Origin of the sequence: Frateuria sp. GZRe14 (assembly GCF_051900395.1) — a bacterium.
Lineage (GTDB): Bacteria > Pseudomonadota > Gammaproteobacteria > Xanthomonadales > Rhodanobacteraceae > Frateuria_A > Frateuria_A edaphi.
The window spans coordinates 3049841-3063741 of record NZ_JBHZGJ010000001.1 but is presented as its reverse complement, the minus strand read 5'-3'; the positions used below and the strand labels follow the sequence as shown (position 1 = coordinate 3063741).

General features: G+C 68.2%; 10 protein-coding genes. 6 read left to right on the top strand and 4 right to left on the bottom strand.

From position 1 onward, the window contains the following. Positions 1–306: 306 nt before the first annotated feature. The 4 genes from ACFWZ1_RS13990 to ACFWZ1_RS13975 all read right to left on the bottom strand — a co-directional run bounded on the left by ACFWZ1_RS13990 (position 307) and on the right by ACFWZ1_RS13975 (position 7671). Positions 307–2736 carry a GH92 family glycosyl hydrolase gene (locus ACFWZ1_RS13990; RefSeq protein WP_439666831.1) on the bottom strand — a complete coding sequence of 810 codons (2430 nt, stop codon included), beginning with the start codon at positions 2734–2736 and terminating at the stop codon, positions 307–309. A gap of 64 nt (positions 2737–2800) precedes the next feature. Beyond that, the gene (locus ACFWZ1_RS13985) at positions 2801–4228 is read right to left on the bottom strand and encodes a glycoside hydrolase family 125 protein (protein ID WP_439666830.1); all 1428 of its coding nucleotides are present in this window, start codon (positions 4226–4228) and stop codon (positions 2801–2803) included. Continuing rightward, a complete protein-coding gene (locus tag ACFWZ1_RS13980) occupies positions 4225–6891 on the bottom strand; it encodes a beta-mannosidase (protein ID WP_439666829.1) in 2667 nt (888 codons plus the stop codon). The genes ACFWZ1_RS13985 and ACFWZ1_RS13980 overlap by 4 nt, the downstream gene beginning before the upstream one ends. Before the next feature lie 12 nt (positions 6892–6903). Next, the gene (locus tag ACFWZ1_RS13975) at positions 6904–7671 is read right to left on the bottom strand and encodes a copper homeostasis protein CutC (protein ID WP_439666828.1); all 768 of its coding nucleotides are present in this window, start codon (positions 7669–7671) and stop codon (positions 6904–6906) included. A gap of 585 nt (positions 7672–8256) precedes the next feature. Between ACFWZ1_RS13975 and ACFWZ1_RS13970 the strand changes: the two genes are divergently transcribed. From ACFWZ1_RS13970 to ACFWZ1_RS13945, 6 genes are read left to right on the top strand one after another with little or no spacing between them, the layout of a single operon-like run. Beyond that, positions 8257–9108 (top strand): STAS domain-containing protein, encoded by an 852-nt coding sequence (locus ACFWZ1_RS13970; protein ID WP_439666827.1) that lies wholly within the window; start codon positions 8257–8259, stop codon positions 9106–9108. 3 nt (positions 9109–9111) lie between these two features. Continuing rightward, positions 9112–9474 carry an STAS domain-containing protein gene (locus ACFWZ1_RS13965; protein WP_231321371.1) on the top strand — a complete coding sequence of 121 codons (363 nt, stop codon included), beginning with the start codon at positions 9112–9114 and terminating at the stop codon, positions 9472–9474. After that, a complete protein-coding gene (locus tag ACFWZ1_RS13960; RefSeq protein WP_231321370.1) occupies positions 9471–9875 on the top strand; it encodes an anti-sigma regulatory factor in 405 nt (134 codons plus the stop codon). The genes ACFWZ1_RS13965 and ACFWZ1_RS13960 overlap by 4 nt, the downstream gene beginning before the upstream one ends. Then, the gene (locus tag ACFWZ1_RS13955) at positions 9866–10882 is read left to right on the top strand and encodes an ATP-binding protein (protein ID WP_231321369.1); all 1017 of its coding nucleotides are present in this window, start codon (positions 9866–9868) and stop codon (positions 10880–10882) included. Before ACFWZ1_RS13960 ends, ACFWZ1_RS13955 begins: the two co-directional genes overlap by 10 nt. Then, a complete protein-coding gene (locus tag ACFWZ1_RS13950) occupies positions 10875–11735 on the top strand; it encodes a sensor histidine kinase (protein ID WP_231321368.1) in 861 nt (286 codons plus the stop codon). Before ACFWZ1_RS13955 ends, ACFWZ1_RS13950 begins: the two co-directional genes overlap by 8 nt. Next, positions 11728–13665 (top strand): response regulator, encoded by a 1938-nt coding sequence (locus ACFWZ1_RS13945; protein ID WP_439666826.1) that lies wholly within the window; start codon positions 11728–11730, stop codon positions 13663–13665. The genes ACFWZ1_RS13950 and ACFWZ1_RS13945 overlap by 8 nt, the downstream gene beginning before the upstream one ends. Positions 13666–13901: the final 236 nt, after the last annotated feature.

Genomic DNA, 13901 nt, shown 5'->3' with positions numbered 1-13901 from the left:
GCCCCTGTGTCTGCCAGGCGCTGAGCGCCAAAGCGGTGATGGTCGCAAAGTGGGCCGGGCATGTCACCTGCGACGGCGGCTAGATGGTTTGTGGACGTCCGGATGTCCGGTTGTGGCGAGCGGGACGCCCGTGTTCCTATCGCCTCGGGCGAGGGTGGGGATTCGGCAGGGCGTGTTGTCCGGCGATACCGAATCCTCACCCCGACCCCTCTCCCGGAGGGAGAGGGGCGTTCACATTCACGGTTGCAACGAGTGCAGGCACAGCCGAAATCGAAGCGCCCGGCAGCCCGCACGCTGGAGCTAGCCTCAGACCGCGGGGGCCGCCTGCCCGAATGACGGCGGCCGATCCGCCGGTGCCGCACCGAACTTCGGATTGGGCGTGGCACCCATCTCGAACTCCAGCGTTCCGCCCGCCGCCAGCTCCGCGTGGCTGATCCAGCTCTTGGTCCATGGCTTGCCCTTCCAGCGCACCGCCTGGATGTATGGCTTGTCCGGCCCGTTCCCCTGCGTGCGTACCACCAGTTTCCTGTCGCCGGCCAGCATCACCTCGGCTTGGTCGAGCATCGGGCTGCCGAACACGTAGTTCGTGCTCACCGGATCGACCGCGTACAACCCCAGCGCCCCCAGCACATACCACGCACTGGTCTGCCCGCAGTCCTCGTTGCCGGCCAGTCCGTCCGGCTCGGGCCGGTACATCTTCTCCAGCAGCATGCGCACGCGCGCCTGCGTCTTGTGGTGCGCTCCGGTGTACGCGTAGAGGTAGGCCACGTGGTGGCTGGGTTCGTTGCCATGCGCATACTGGCCGACCATGCCGGCGATGTCCGGCGGCGCGTCCCCCGGCAGCGCCGAGCTGGTTTCGAACAGCTCGTCCAGCTTGCGTTCGAACGCCTGCTCGCCACCGAACAGCGGCATGTAGCCGTACAGGTCGTGCTGGTTGAGGAAGGTCGCCTCCCAGGCGTTGGACTCGGTGAAGTCGCGCCACTTGTCGCCATGCCCCATGGCGCGCGGATCGAACGGTTCCAGCCACTTTCCGTCGCTGCCACGCGGGCGGACGAATGCCAGCTTCTTGTCGAACAGGTTGCGGTAATTGCGCGAGCGCTCGCGCAGGTGCTTTGCGTCCTCGTGTGCGCCGGCCGCCTCGGCCAGGCTCGCCATCGCCCAGTCGTCGTAGGCGTATTCGAGCGTCTTGCTGGCGCCCTCCCATTCCTTGTCGCTGGGGATGTAGCCGAGCTTGCGGTAGTACGCGAGGCCGCGATAGTCGTCCTCCATCGCGCGCTTGCGATAGAGCGGCCAGGCTTTTGCGTAGTCGATGCCGGTGAAGCCCTTGGCCTGGGCTTCGGCGATCACCACGGCGGAGTGGTAGCCGATCATGCAGCCGGTCTCCACGCCCTGCAGCGGCCATACCGGCGGGCCGTCCGGGCTTTCCGCCGCCATGCGAACCAGGCCATCGACCAGGTCGGGCACGCGCGCGGGCTGGAACAGCGTCAGCAGCGGATGCAACGCGCGGTAGGTGTCCCACAGCGAGTAGGTGCTGTAGTTGTGCCGGCCCTGCGGCAGCTCGTGGACTTCCAGGTCCATGCCGCGATAACGACCATCGACGTCGCTGAACAGCGTGGGCGCGAGCATGGTGTGGTAGAGCGCGCTGTAGAAGGTGCGCTTGACCGGCTCGGACGGGCTGTCGACGCGGATGCGCGAGAGTTCGCGCTCCCAGGTATCGGAGGCCTGCTGCCGCACACCCTCGAAGTCCCACCCGGGCACTTCGGATTCCAGATTGCGACGCGCGCCGTCGATGTCGACCGCGGAGATGCCGACCTTCACCAGCAGTGGCTCGCGCGCCACGTCGGTGAAATGCAGCGCAGCCTTCAGGTGCTTGCCATGCACCTTGCGCGAGCCGGTGGGCAACGCCACGTCCTCGGCGTACAGCGAGGCGCGCGCGACCGGGCGCGAAAGCTTCATGGCGAAATGCATATAGCGCCCGTTGGCCCACTGGTGCACGCGTCGGCTGCCGACCAGCAGGTCGTCGCCGACGAGCTCGAGCGTGGCATCGCTGACCTTGGCCGGCACCTTGGCATCGTCGTGGTAGCCGTGCGCGAGGTCGACCAGCAGATGCCCGTCGCCTTCGCCATGGAACCTGTAGCGGTGCAGGCCCGCGCGCAGCGTGGCGGTCAATTCGGCCAGGATGTCGTGGTCGGTCAGGTGCACGCGGTAGTAGCCGGGCTGCGCCTGCTCGCCGTCGTAGCGCGAGCGGTAGCCATGGCCGGGTTTGCCGACCGCGTCGGGCGGTAGTCGCGTGCTCGCGAACGCCGCTTCGTCGAAGTGTGACTGGTAGTTCCTGTCCGGCAGCCCGCGCTCGCCGGGCTCAAGCAGCACCGGGCCCTGGGCCGGCATCACCAGCACGTCGAGCATGTCGCTGGCGCCGGTGCCGGAGAGGTGGGTGTGCGAAAAGCCCATGATCGACCCGTCGCGCTGGTGGTAGCCCGAGCAGGCGTCCCAGCCGGCGTCGTTGGTGTCGGGGCTCAGCTGCACCATGCCGTAGGGCAGGGCGGCGCCGGGGAAGGTGTGGCCGTGGCCACCGGTGCCGACGAACACGTCGACGTAGCGCGACACGCCCGCGTCGGCGCCCATCGATGAGCGAGGGGCGCCCGCCCGGCTCATCGCGAAGCCCGGCAGTGCCCCGGCCCCGCCCAGTGCGGCCAGGGCGCCCATGCCTTGCAGGAAGTGTCTGCGGGTCACCATGTCGAGTTCTCCTGTGGATCGGTGGGCGGCACCACGGATGCCGGCCTTGGGTTGGAAAGTGGATTCACGGGTTGCGCAGCAGCGCGGGCCGGGTATCGGCGAGCTTGACGATCAGCTCGCCGAACAGGCTGTTGGCCCAGGCGAACCACGCCCGCGTGAAATGCGCCGGATCGTCCTGGTCGAACGCCTCGTGCATGAAGCCGGTACCCGCGTCGGTATCGCGCAACCAGCGCAGGCACTGGCGGATCTCGGTCGGGTCGCTGCTGGTCAGCGCGCGCATGGTGATCGCCATCGGCCAGATCATGCGCAGGCCCTCGTGCGGGCCGCCGATGCCCTCGGCCGCGGTGCCGCGGAAGAAGTAGGGGTTGTGTTCGCTCCAGGCGCGCTCGCGGGTGCGCCGGTAGAGCGGATCGTCCGCCGCGCAGCAACCGAGGTAGGGCAGGCTGAGCAGGCTAGGCGCGTTGGCATCGTCCATGAACAGCCGGTTGCCGTAGCCATCGATCTCGTAGGCCCAGACGTCGCCATCGGCGTCGTGCAGCCGCCCGTCGCGATGGGTGGCCTGCGCCACCTCGTCGGCCAGCGCCGTGCACTCGTCGGCGAAGGGGCCATCATGGTGGATCGTGCGGCTCATCGTCGCGAGTTGCCGCAGCGATACGACGGCGAAAAGGTTGGCCGGCACGAACAGCGGATACACGCAGGCGTCGTCCGACGGCCGGAACATCGAATGGATCATGCCGTTGGGCCGCGTCGGGTTGCCGTAGCCTGCCAGCGCCTGCGTCTCGGTAGGACGGTCGCTGGTGCGCTGGAAGTGGTACGGGCCGCGGCCGTGCTTGCGTTGCTGTTCGCGGAACGTGTTCACGACCAGGTGCATGGCCGCGCGCCAGTCATCGTCGAACGGGGCCGTGTCGCCGGTCGCCCGCCAGTAGCCGTGCGCCAGGCGGAGCGGCCAGCACAGCGAATCGATCTCCCATTTGCGTTCGCCCACGCCCGGCTTCATGTCGGTCTGGTCCTGGCGCGCCCACGACAGCGGCTGCGCATGCGGATCGGGCATGAAGGCATTGGCGTAGGGATCGATGCGGATGCACCGCGCCTGGCGCTGTATCAGTCCGTGGAAGAGGCGCTGCAATGCGCGGTCCTGCTTCGCCAGCGGCAGGTACGGCGCAACCTGCGCGGAGGAATCGCGCAGCCACATCGCCTCGATGTCGCCGGTGATCACGAACGTGTCCGGCTTGCCGTCCAGTGTGCCCAGCTCGACCGTGGTGTCCAGCGTGTTCGGGAAGCAGTTGGCGAACATCCAGGCAAGCTTGGGATCGCCGATCAGCGCCTGCACGCGCGCCAGCTCACGTTCCACCGTGTCGCTGGTGAAGCGGCGCTTGCCCGGGGGCGGGCGCTTGCCGGCGTAGCCGCGCGCGCGAGCCATGGCGGCGTTGCCAATGGCGCCGGCGGCCGCGGTGGTGCCGAGCAGTTTGAGGAAGTCGCGGCGGGTGGTCATGGCGGGGTTCCCATGGCATGCGCAAGGTCCTGCACCTGCAGGGCTTGCCGGAGCGCTTCGACCGGGGCCTTGCTGGTGACGTCCAGCGTGACGGGTTCGCCCGGCAGCAGGTCGAGGCTGTTGTCCGACAGATCGGCATCGAGATCGCCGAAGGAAACCCACACGTCGCGCGCCAGCGCATCGGCGGCAAGCGTCAGGGTGTAGCCCGTGGGCGCCGGGATGAGTTGCACGTGGACATGCGCCCGCGGAAGGCGCAGGTCCTTCGGCAGGGCGAAGAACACCAGGTTGCGGGCGACGGGCTTGTCGTCCTCGATCAGTTCGAAGACCGCGAAAGTGGCGTGTGGATCGGCGCCATCGAGCAGCTCCGCATCGGTGTAACGGGCAACCTGGGTGCTGGACAGCGGCGCCAGCGTCACGTCATGGTTTTCCTCGCGCCGCACCTTGCCGGCGAAGTCCATCAGGCGCAACCGCCAGCGCGCGGCAAGCGGGCTGGTGCGGTCGGAGACCAGCGACACCGTCGTCGAGCCCTCATGCCGCAAGGCCGCCACCAGCAGCGGCGCGTAGAACCGCCGGGCGCGGAACTGCAACGCCTTCCATCGCCCGTATGAATCGATGCTCGACCAGGTCACGCCCGGCCACAGGTCGTTGAGCTGCCAGTACAGCGAGCCCATCGACTGCGGACGCGAGGCGCGCAGGTGTTCGGCCGCGAGCGCGATCCCGTCGGCCTGCATCACCTGGCTCAGGTACACCAGCGCGGGAAAGTTCTTCGGCTCGCCATATTCGCGCCGCACGTACTCGAGCAGGCGCCGGTTGCCGTTGCCACCGTCGAACTTCTGGTGGGCGCGCAGCACCGGCGAATCCGCCTGCAACGGCGCCGCGCCGGCGAACGCGCGGATCGTGCGCAGGTCGGGGAACGACTGCAGGCCATATTCGGACTGGAAGCGCGGCGTGACGTCCAGGTAGGCGGTGGTTGGTTTTGCCTGGCCCGACCAGACGTCCCAATAGTGGTAGTCACCATCGTCCAGGCTGTTGGCGAAACCATCGCCACCCTGGCTGGGCGAACTCGGCCAGTACGGCACGTCGGGATCGTTCTGCACGACCACGTCGCGCAGCACCTCGCCGAACAGGTCGCGCATGCCCTGCCTGATGCGTTCGTTCTCCGCGGACGCGAGCGAGGCTTGCAGGGCCTTGCGGTCGCCCCAGGACAACCAGCTGCTCTGCACCTCGTTGTTGCCGCACCAGAGCACGATCGAGGGATGGTCCGACAGGCGCTCGACCTGGTCCGCTGCCTCCTGCCGCACATTCGCCACGAACGCTGCATCGTGCGGCGGGATCGCCCCGCCGAACATGAAGTCCTGCCAGATCATCAGGCCCATCCGGTCGGCCATCGCATAGAAGGCGTCGGGCAGGTAATAGCCGCCACCCCACACGCGCAGCATGTTCATGTTGGCCGCGCGCGCCGATTCGAGCGTCCGGCGCATGCGCGCGTTATCCACGCGGGTGGGGAAACTGTCGAACGGGATCAGGTTCGCGCCCTTGGCAAAGATCGGGACGCCGTTGACGACGAACGCGAAGCTGCGGCCCCAGCGGTCCTTGTCGCGCCGAAGCTCGACCGTGCGCAGGCCGACTTGGCGCGAGCCTTCGTAGAGCGGCGTGCCGCCATCGCCCAGCCGCACCCGGACCGTGTACATGTCCTGCGCGCCATACCCGACCGGGTACCACCGCCTCGGATGGGCAATGGTTACCGGCACGCCCACGCGGTGGTGGCCTGCAACAACTTCGACATCCGCGACCTGCCGGGCGACCGGCTCGCCATCCGGGCCGAACACGCTTATTTCCGCCGGCAACGTCGCCTCGCGGTCCGCATCGACATCGAGCTGCACGTCCAACCGGGCGGCCTGCGCATCCAGATGTTTCTGCGCCACATGGAGGCCGGCCACGCGCAGTCGGTCCCAGCTGTCCAGGTGCACCGGCTGCCAGATGCCCTCGGTGACGATGCGCGGGCCCCAGTCCCAACCGTACTGGTAGGCGGCCTTGCGCACGTAGTTGGCGCTCTGCAGGCCCTTGGGCTCGTCGCCGAAGGCCGAGTCGAACTCGCCCGGCAACGCGTACGGTTGTCGCTTCAGCCATGGCTGCAGGCGCTTGATGGGGGAGTACAGGCGAACTTCCAGCGTGTTGGCGCCTGCGTGCAACCAGGGCTTCGCGGATACCGCCCAGCGCCGGAACATGTTGTCCGCGTCGAGCAGCTTGTGCCCGTTGAGGGAGACCTCGGCGAAGGTATCCAGCCCCTCGAACACCAGTTCGACATGCTGGCGCGCCAGCGTGGCCGGGTCGACATCGAAGCGTGTGCGATAGACCCAGTCGGACAGGCCCACCCACTGGATGGCCGCCTCGTTTCGCCCCACGAAAGGATCGGCCGCCAGACCGGCCGCCATCAGATCGGTCTGCACCGCGCCAGGCACCGTGGCAGCGAGCCAGTGCGCCGCTTGCGGGTGCTCCGCCTCGCGGGGGTCGCCCGGCACAAGACGGACCTGCCAACCCTGGTCGAGAAGCTGCGTGGCCGGTGTCGTCCGAGCCGGCCCCGCCAACAGCACCAGCGCAGCCGCGATGCCGGCCAGGCGTGGCGTCTTGCGCGTGCGAGTGGACGGAGGCGGGATCGTCATGACCGCTCGGGGCTAGGTCGATGCCGGGATTTCGCGCGCCGCCAGATCCTGCAGCGCCGATACCATCGCGCGCACTTCCGCCTTGTCGCTGCGCCACTCGCCCGTGGCCATGTCATCCAGGCCTGGCTGTCGATGGCGCATGCCCGACGGCAAGGCACGCTTCGCCGAAGCATGGAACTCGCTCGCGCCCGTCGCCCGGGCAAGCGTCGCGATGTTGCCGGCATGGACGCCTGCGCCGGGCATCACCACCAGCCGCCCGGCCGCCTGTTCCACCAAGGCACGCAAGGCCGCCGCGCCGTCGATCGCACTCGTCCGCGCGCCGGAACTGAGCACGCGTTCGCAGCCCAGTCCGATCACCGCCTCCAGCGCCTGCGCCGCGTCGACCACCATGTCGAAGGCGCGATGGAACGTGACACCCAGTCGCCCGGCCGCACCGACCAGCGCACGACAGCGCGCATGGTCGACCCGACCCTCGGCATCCAGCACGCCGAGCACCACGCCGTCGCACCCCAGAGCCGCACAGGCCTCGACGTCGCGCAGCATCACCTCGCACTCGAAGTCGTTGTAGAGGAAGTCGCCCCCGCGCGGGCGGATCAGCACGTACAAGGGGATCGTCAGCCGATCGCGCGCGGTGGCGATCTCCGCGTAGGAAGGCGTCACGCCTCCCAGCTCCAGCGCCGCGCACAACTCGACCCGCCCGGCGCCACCTTCCTGCGCGGCCAGCGCGGAGGCGACCGAGTTGGCGGCGACTTCGAGCAGTGGTGCGGGGAATGCAGGCATCAGGAGGCCTACCCGCCAGCGGATTCGGTCGCAAGGCGCTCGAAGCGAGCCCACGCGCTTGGGAAGGGGCGAGGATGTTTCACGGTTGCCTGCCATTTAGATCGATCTATATTGGCAAGGTAACATTGCCACCAAGGGCTTGCATGCGGCAGTGCAGTAACGCCGTTTGGATCGCGGTAGCGCGCCCGTGGAGGTCTACCTGATGCGTCGCAGACCCATCCGCGCACGCGGGTGGTCAGGGCAGGGGGCGAAACTTGCGGAAGTCCGCGCATCTGCTTTCGGCCCGCAGCAGGCATCCGGTACACACGGCGTTGAACGATGCTCCGCCTTCGCAAGGGGCCAGTCGCCACAACACGCTCTCGCGTCACTGAATTGTCGCCCACCTGACCCGGTACGAAGCGGAAGAAATCGGGGCGCCCGGCGGAGATTCGGGGGCATCCATGGTTGCAGCCAGATCGCTGAGAGCGGGTGTTGCTTCGGTTGGAATCAAACCGGCTTGGTCGGTCGATGAACGCCGATCGCGGGCTACTGTCGTGATCACATTAGTTGCGCCATGATGCGCCGATTACTCAACAAGGAATGCCCATGGCACAGCTGCAGCCGTTGACGCTGGACGCAATGCGCAACAACGATGCTTGGCTGCTCGAGCAGTGGAACGCGGACCTGGCCAACAGTGGCGCCACCCGCGATACCCGCCTGAGCGCCGAGGATCTTCGCCGGCAGACCACCGAAGCCTTGCGCCTGCTGGTCCAGTGCGCGAGCCGGGGCGGCAGCGCCGTCGGCGGCGACGCATGGGCGGACGGCCGCGCGTTCCTCGAAAAGCTTTCGCGCGATCGTGCGCTGAACGGCTTCGATTCGCAGCACACCGCCAACTTCATCTTCTCGCTCAAGCGGCCGTTGTTCTCGCTGCTCCAGCGGGAGCTGTCAAACGATCCCGCGCGCCTGGCCGAGCAGCTGTGGGCCCTCTCCGAGCTGATCGACGAGCTGGGTCTGTACACCATCGCTACCTTCCAGAAGTCGCGCGAGGAAGTCATCCGCCGCCAGCAGGAAGAACTGCTGGAGCTGTCCACGCCGGTGGTCAAGCTGTGGGACGGCGTACTGGCGCTGCCGATGATCGGCACGCTCGATTCGCAGCGCACCCAGGTGGTGATGGAATCGCTGCTGCAGCGCATCGTCGAGACCGGCTCGGAAATCGCGATCATCGACATCACGGGCGTCCCGACCGTGGACACCCTGGTCGCCCAGCACCTGCTCAAGACGGTGACCGCGATCCGCCTGATGGGCGCCGACTGCATCATCAGCGGCGTGCGTCCGCAGATCGCGCAGACCATCGTGCACCTGGGCCTGGACCTGCAGGGCATCGTCACCAAGGCCAACCTTGCCGACGCGCTGGCGCTGGCGCTCAAGCGCGCGGGCCTGAACGTGGTCAAGGCCTGATCGATGGAACGCATTCCGATCCTGCGCATGGGCGAGTTCCTGCTGGTGACCATCCAGGTGGACATGCACGACCAGCTCGCGCTGACCCTGCAGGAGGACCTGGCCGAGCGCATCAGCAAGACCACCGCGCGTGGGGTGCTGATCGACATCTCGGCGCTGGACATGGTCGATTCGTTCATCGGCCGCATGATCGGCACCATCTCGGCGCAGTCGCGCATCATGGATGCCCACACGGTGCTGGTCGGCATGCAGCCGGAAGTGGCGATCACCCTGGTGGAGCTCGGCCTGACCCTGCCCGGCGTGAGTACGGCGCTCGACGTCGAGCGGGGCATGAAACTGCTGCGCGAACGCGTGGCCGCCCAATGAACGTACGCAACCGCGGCACCATGCCGGTTCGCGTCGAACAGGACGTCGTGCTGGCCCGCCAGGCCGTGCGCCGCGTGGCGCAGGAGTGCGGTCTGCGTCTGGTCGACCAGACCAAGCTGATCACCGCGGCCAGCGAACTGGCGCGCAATGCCGTGATCTACGGTGGTGGCGGCGACATGGACTGGGAGATCCTGGAAGACGGCGTGCGCAGTGGCGTGCGCCTGGTCTTCCGCGACCAGGGCCCGGGCATCGCCGACCTCAAGCTGGCCATGACCGATGGCTGGACTTCCGGCAGCGGGCTGGGCCTGGGTCTGACCGGGGCCAAGCGGCTGGTCAACGAATTCGAGCTGGACAGCGCGCCCGGCAAGGGCACCCGCGTCACCATCGCCCGATGGACATAGGGCAGACCGGCGCACCCACCCTGGTGCTCGCGCTGGAAGATGCCAGCCAGGTCGGCCACGCCAGGCGGGTGGCCATGCAATGGGCGCAGCGGGCCGGATTCGACGAGGCCGACACCGGTCGCGCGGCGCTGGTCGCCACGGAACTGGCCAGCAATGTGCTCAAGCACGCCAAACGCGGCGCGCTGCATCTTTCGATGGTGGCCGGGCGCGATGGGTCGGGGCTGGAAATCGTCGCGGTCGACCGCGGTCCGGGTTTCGACCTGGCGCATTGCCTGGTGGACGGCTATTCCACGCGCGGCACCCAAGGCATCGGGCTGAGCGCGCTCACGCGCCAGGCGCAGGTGTTCGACGCCTATGCCGATGCGCGCGGCGCCGTGGTGCTGGCGCGGCTCTACCCGCGCGGCACGCCGGCCGGGACGGATTACCGCTATGGCGTCAGCCATCACGCGCTGCACGGGGAGAGCATCAGCGGCGACAGCTGGCGGCTGGCCATCGACGGAACCCGGACGAGCGCAATGGTCGCCGACGGGCTCGGCCACGGTCCGCAGGCCGCCGAAGCCGCGGAGGCGGGCGCCGGGGCGTTCGCCGAATCGCCGTTCGATGCGCCGGAGGTACTGCTCGAGCGCGCGCATCAACGCATGGCTGGCACCCGCGGTGGGGCGGTGGCGTTCGCGCGCCACGATGGCCTGGGCCTGCTGCGCTTCGCCGGTATCGGCAACATCGCCGCCTGCCTGGTGGGCGGGGAATCCAGCCGCGGGCTGGCGTCGCATCCGGGCATCGTCGGCGCGCAGTTCCGCAAGGCGCATGCGTTCGACTATCCGCACGTCGCCGGCCAACTGCTGGTGATGCACAGCGACGGACTTCAATCGCGCTGGCGCCTGGGCGATTATCCGGGCCTGTGGCAGCGCCATCCGGCGGTGATCGCGGCCCTCCTGCATCGCGACTACTGCCGCGGCCGGGACGATGCCACCGTCCTGGTCCTAGCCCTGGAGGCGAAGCGTGTCTGATTTGCCCGAATCCCCTGCCACCGAACTCGCGCGCCTGCGCGAAGAGGCCGCGGATCTGCGCGCGGAACTGGACGAGACCAACCGGGGCGTGCTCGCGCTTTACGCGGAGCTGGACACGCAGGCCGAGGAACTGCGCCAGGCCTCGGATCTGAAGAGCCGGTTCCTCTCCTACATGAGCCACGAATTCCGCACGCCGCTCGGCTCGATCCTGAGCATCGTGCGCCTGCTCAGCGACGAACTGGATGGCCCGCTCAACGAGGAGCAGCACAAGCAGGTCGACTTCGTGCAGAACGCGGCAAGCGAGCTGAGTGCGATGGTCGACGACCTGCTGGACCTGGCCAAGATCGAGGCGGGCCGCATCACCATTGCGCCGGCGTGGTTCGAGATGGTCGACCTGTTCGCCGCGCTGCGCGGCATGTTCCGCCCGATCGCCGGTGGCACCGCGGTCGACCTGGTGTTCGAGGAGCCGCACGGGATCCCCAAGCTGTACACCGACGACAAGAAGCTGGCGCAGATCCTGCGCAACTTCATCGCCAATGCGCTGAAGTTCACCTTGCAGGGCGAGGTGCGCGTGACCGCGAGCGTGGAAGGTCCCGGCGAAGTGCGGTTCTCGGTGAAGGACACCGGCATCGGCATCCCCGAGGACATGCACGCCAAGCTGTTCGAGGATTTCACCCAGGTCCATTCGCCACTGCAACAGCGGCTCCGAGGCACCGGGCTGGGCCTGTCCCTGTGCAAGCGCTTCAGCCAGTTGCTGGGCGGCCGGGTCGGGCTGGAGAGCGAGCCCGGGCATGGTTCGGTGTTTTACGTGATCATTCCCACCGTCCTGCCTGGGGAGCATGCCGATGGCTGAGGAAATCCGCCTGCTGGTGGTGGATGACAACGTCGCCACGCGCTACGCCGTCAAGCGCGTCCTGGAGCGTCGCGGCTGCCTCGTGCTGGAGGCGGCGACCGGCGGCGAGGGACTGGCGCTGCTGCAGGCGCACCCGGTCGATGCGCTGATCCTGGACGTCAACCTGCCCGACACGAGCGGCTTCGACGTGGTCCGGCAGCTCCGCCAGCAGCCGCACACCGCCCTGCTGCCGGTGGTGCACGTATCGGCCTCCTCGATCGCCACCGGCGACGTGATCACTGGCCTGAATGCAGGTGCCGACGCCTACCTGGTGCATCCGGTCGACCCGGACGTGCTGATGGCCACGCTGCGTACGCTGCTGCGCGTGCGCGACACCGAGCGCGAACTGCGCGAAAGCGAGGCGCGTTTCCGCGAGATCTTTTCCCACGTGGCGGCGCCCATCGCCGTGCTCGACGCAGACCTGCGCGTGCATGAGAGCAATCCGGCGTTCGCCCGGCTGATTCCGTCCGACGCACACCTGCCGCGTCTGGCCGACTGCTTTGACGAGGGCCAGGCCCAGGCACTGGAAGCACTGAGTTCGAGCCTGCTCGCGGGCGAGCGATGGCAGGGCATGCTGATCGTGCGCGCCGGCGGCGCCCTGCGCGAAACCGAATGGCGCGTGGTGCCGTACCGGGCGCCGGGCCTGGGGTTGATCTTTGTCGAGGACGTCACCGAGCAACGCCAGCGCGAGCGCCAGCACCAGGAGGCGCTGACGTCGGCCACCACCCGCCTGGCACGCGAGGTCGAGGAACATGCGCACACCGAGGCACAGCTGCGCCAGGCGCAGAAGATGGATGCGCTCGGCCGCCTGACCGGGGGCATCGCGCACGATTTCAACAACCTGCTGACCGGCATCATCACCGGCATCGAGCTGATCAACCGACGCGTCGAGGAAGGCAGCCTCGACATACAGCGCTATTCGGACATCGCGCTCGAATCGGCGCGCCGCGCGGCCGCGCTCACCCACCGGCTGCTCGCCTTCGCTCGGCAGCAACCGCTCGACGCCAGGCCAGTGGATATCAACGAGCACGTTCGCTCGCTCAGGGACCTGCTCCATCGCACCATGGGCGAGCGGGTCGAGCTGCGTTTCGAGCTGGCCAGCGAACCGATGGTGGCGCGCATCGACGTCAGCCAGCTCGAGAATGCCGTGCTCAACATGGTGATCAACGCGTGCGACGCGCTGCAGGACAACGGCTATGTCTGCGTCAGCACCAGCGGCGTGCATATCCGCGCCGACCACGAACTGGCCGATGGCCAGTACATCGCCCTCAGCGTGCGGGACAACGGTTGCGGCATTCCGCCCGAATTGCTGGAACAGGTATTCGAACCGTTCTTCACCACCAAGCCGAGCGGCAAGGGCACCGGCCTGGGTCTTTCGATGATCTACGGCTTCGCGCGGCAGTCCGGCGGCCTGGTCCGCATCGCCAGCACCGAGGGCCAGGGCACCGAGGTGACGCTGCTGGTCCCGGCCGAGCAGGCCGAGGCGCGCCCGACCGTGACGCTGCCGCAGGTGGTCGCACGGGGCAACGGCGAACACATCCTGCTGGTCGAGGACATGTCGACGGTGCGCATGCTGGTGGCCGAGCTGCTCGGCGAGGCGGGCTACCGCTGCTCGCGTGCGGCCGATATTGAATCGGCGCTGCGGGTCCTGCGCGGCGACGAGAGCCTGGACCTGCTTGTCACCGACGTCGGTCTGCCCGGCATGAACGGTCGCGACCTGGCCGATATCGCGCGCGGGCTCCGCCCGCACCTGCCGATCCTGTTCATCACCGGCTACGCGGAAAACGCGCTGACGCGCGAGAAGTTCCTCGGTCCCGGCATGGACATGGTGGTCAAGCCGTTCGAGATCGAGCATCTGCTGCGGAAGGTCCGCACCATGCTTGATGCATGACGAACCTTCGCCGTCATCCGGCCTAGTCGGAACTGTCGGCTGCCGCGCGGATAACCGTGCCGGTCCGGAGACCGTTGCGACGCTATGGGTCCACCTGCTCTGGCTGGAAGCGGAATCCCAGGCAGGCCGGGCCGTGACGTCCCCAATGTCCAACTACCTTGCGGCACCCAAACCCGCCTACCGGCGCGATCATCGTGCCGGGACGGTGCTGAAAGCGCAGGCCGGTTGGGGTTCCC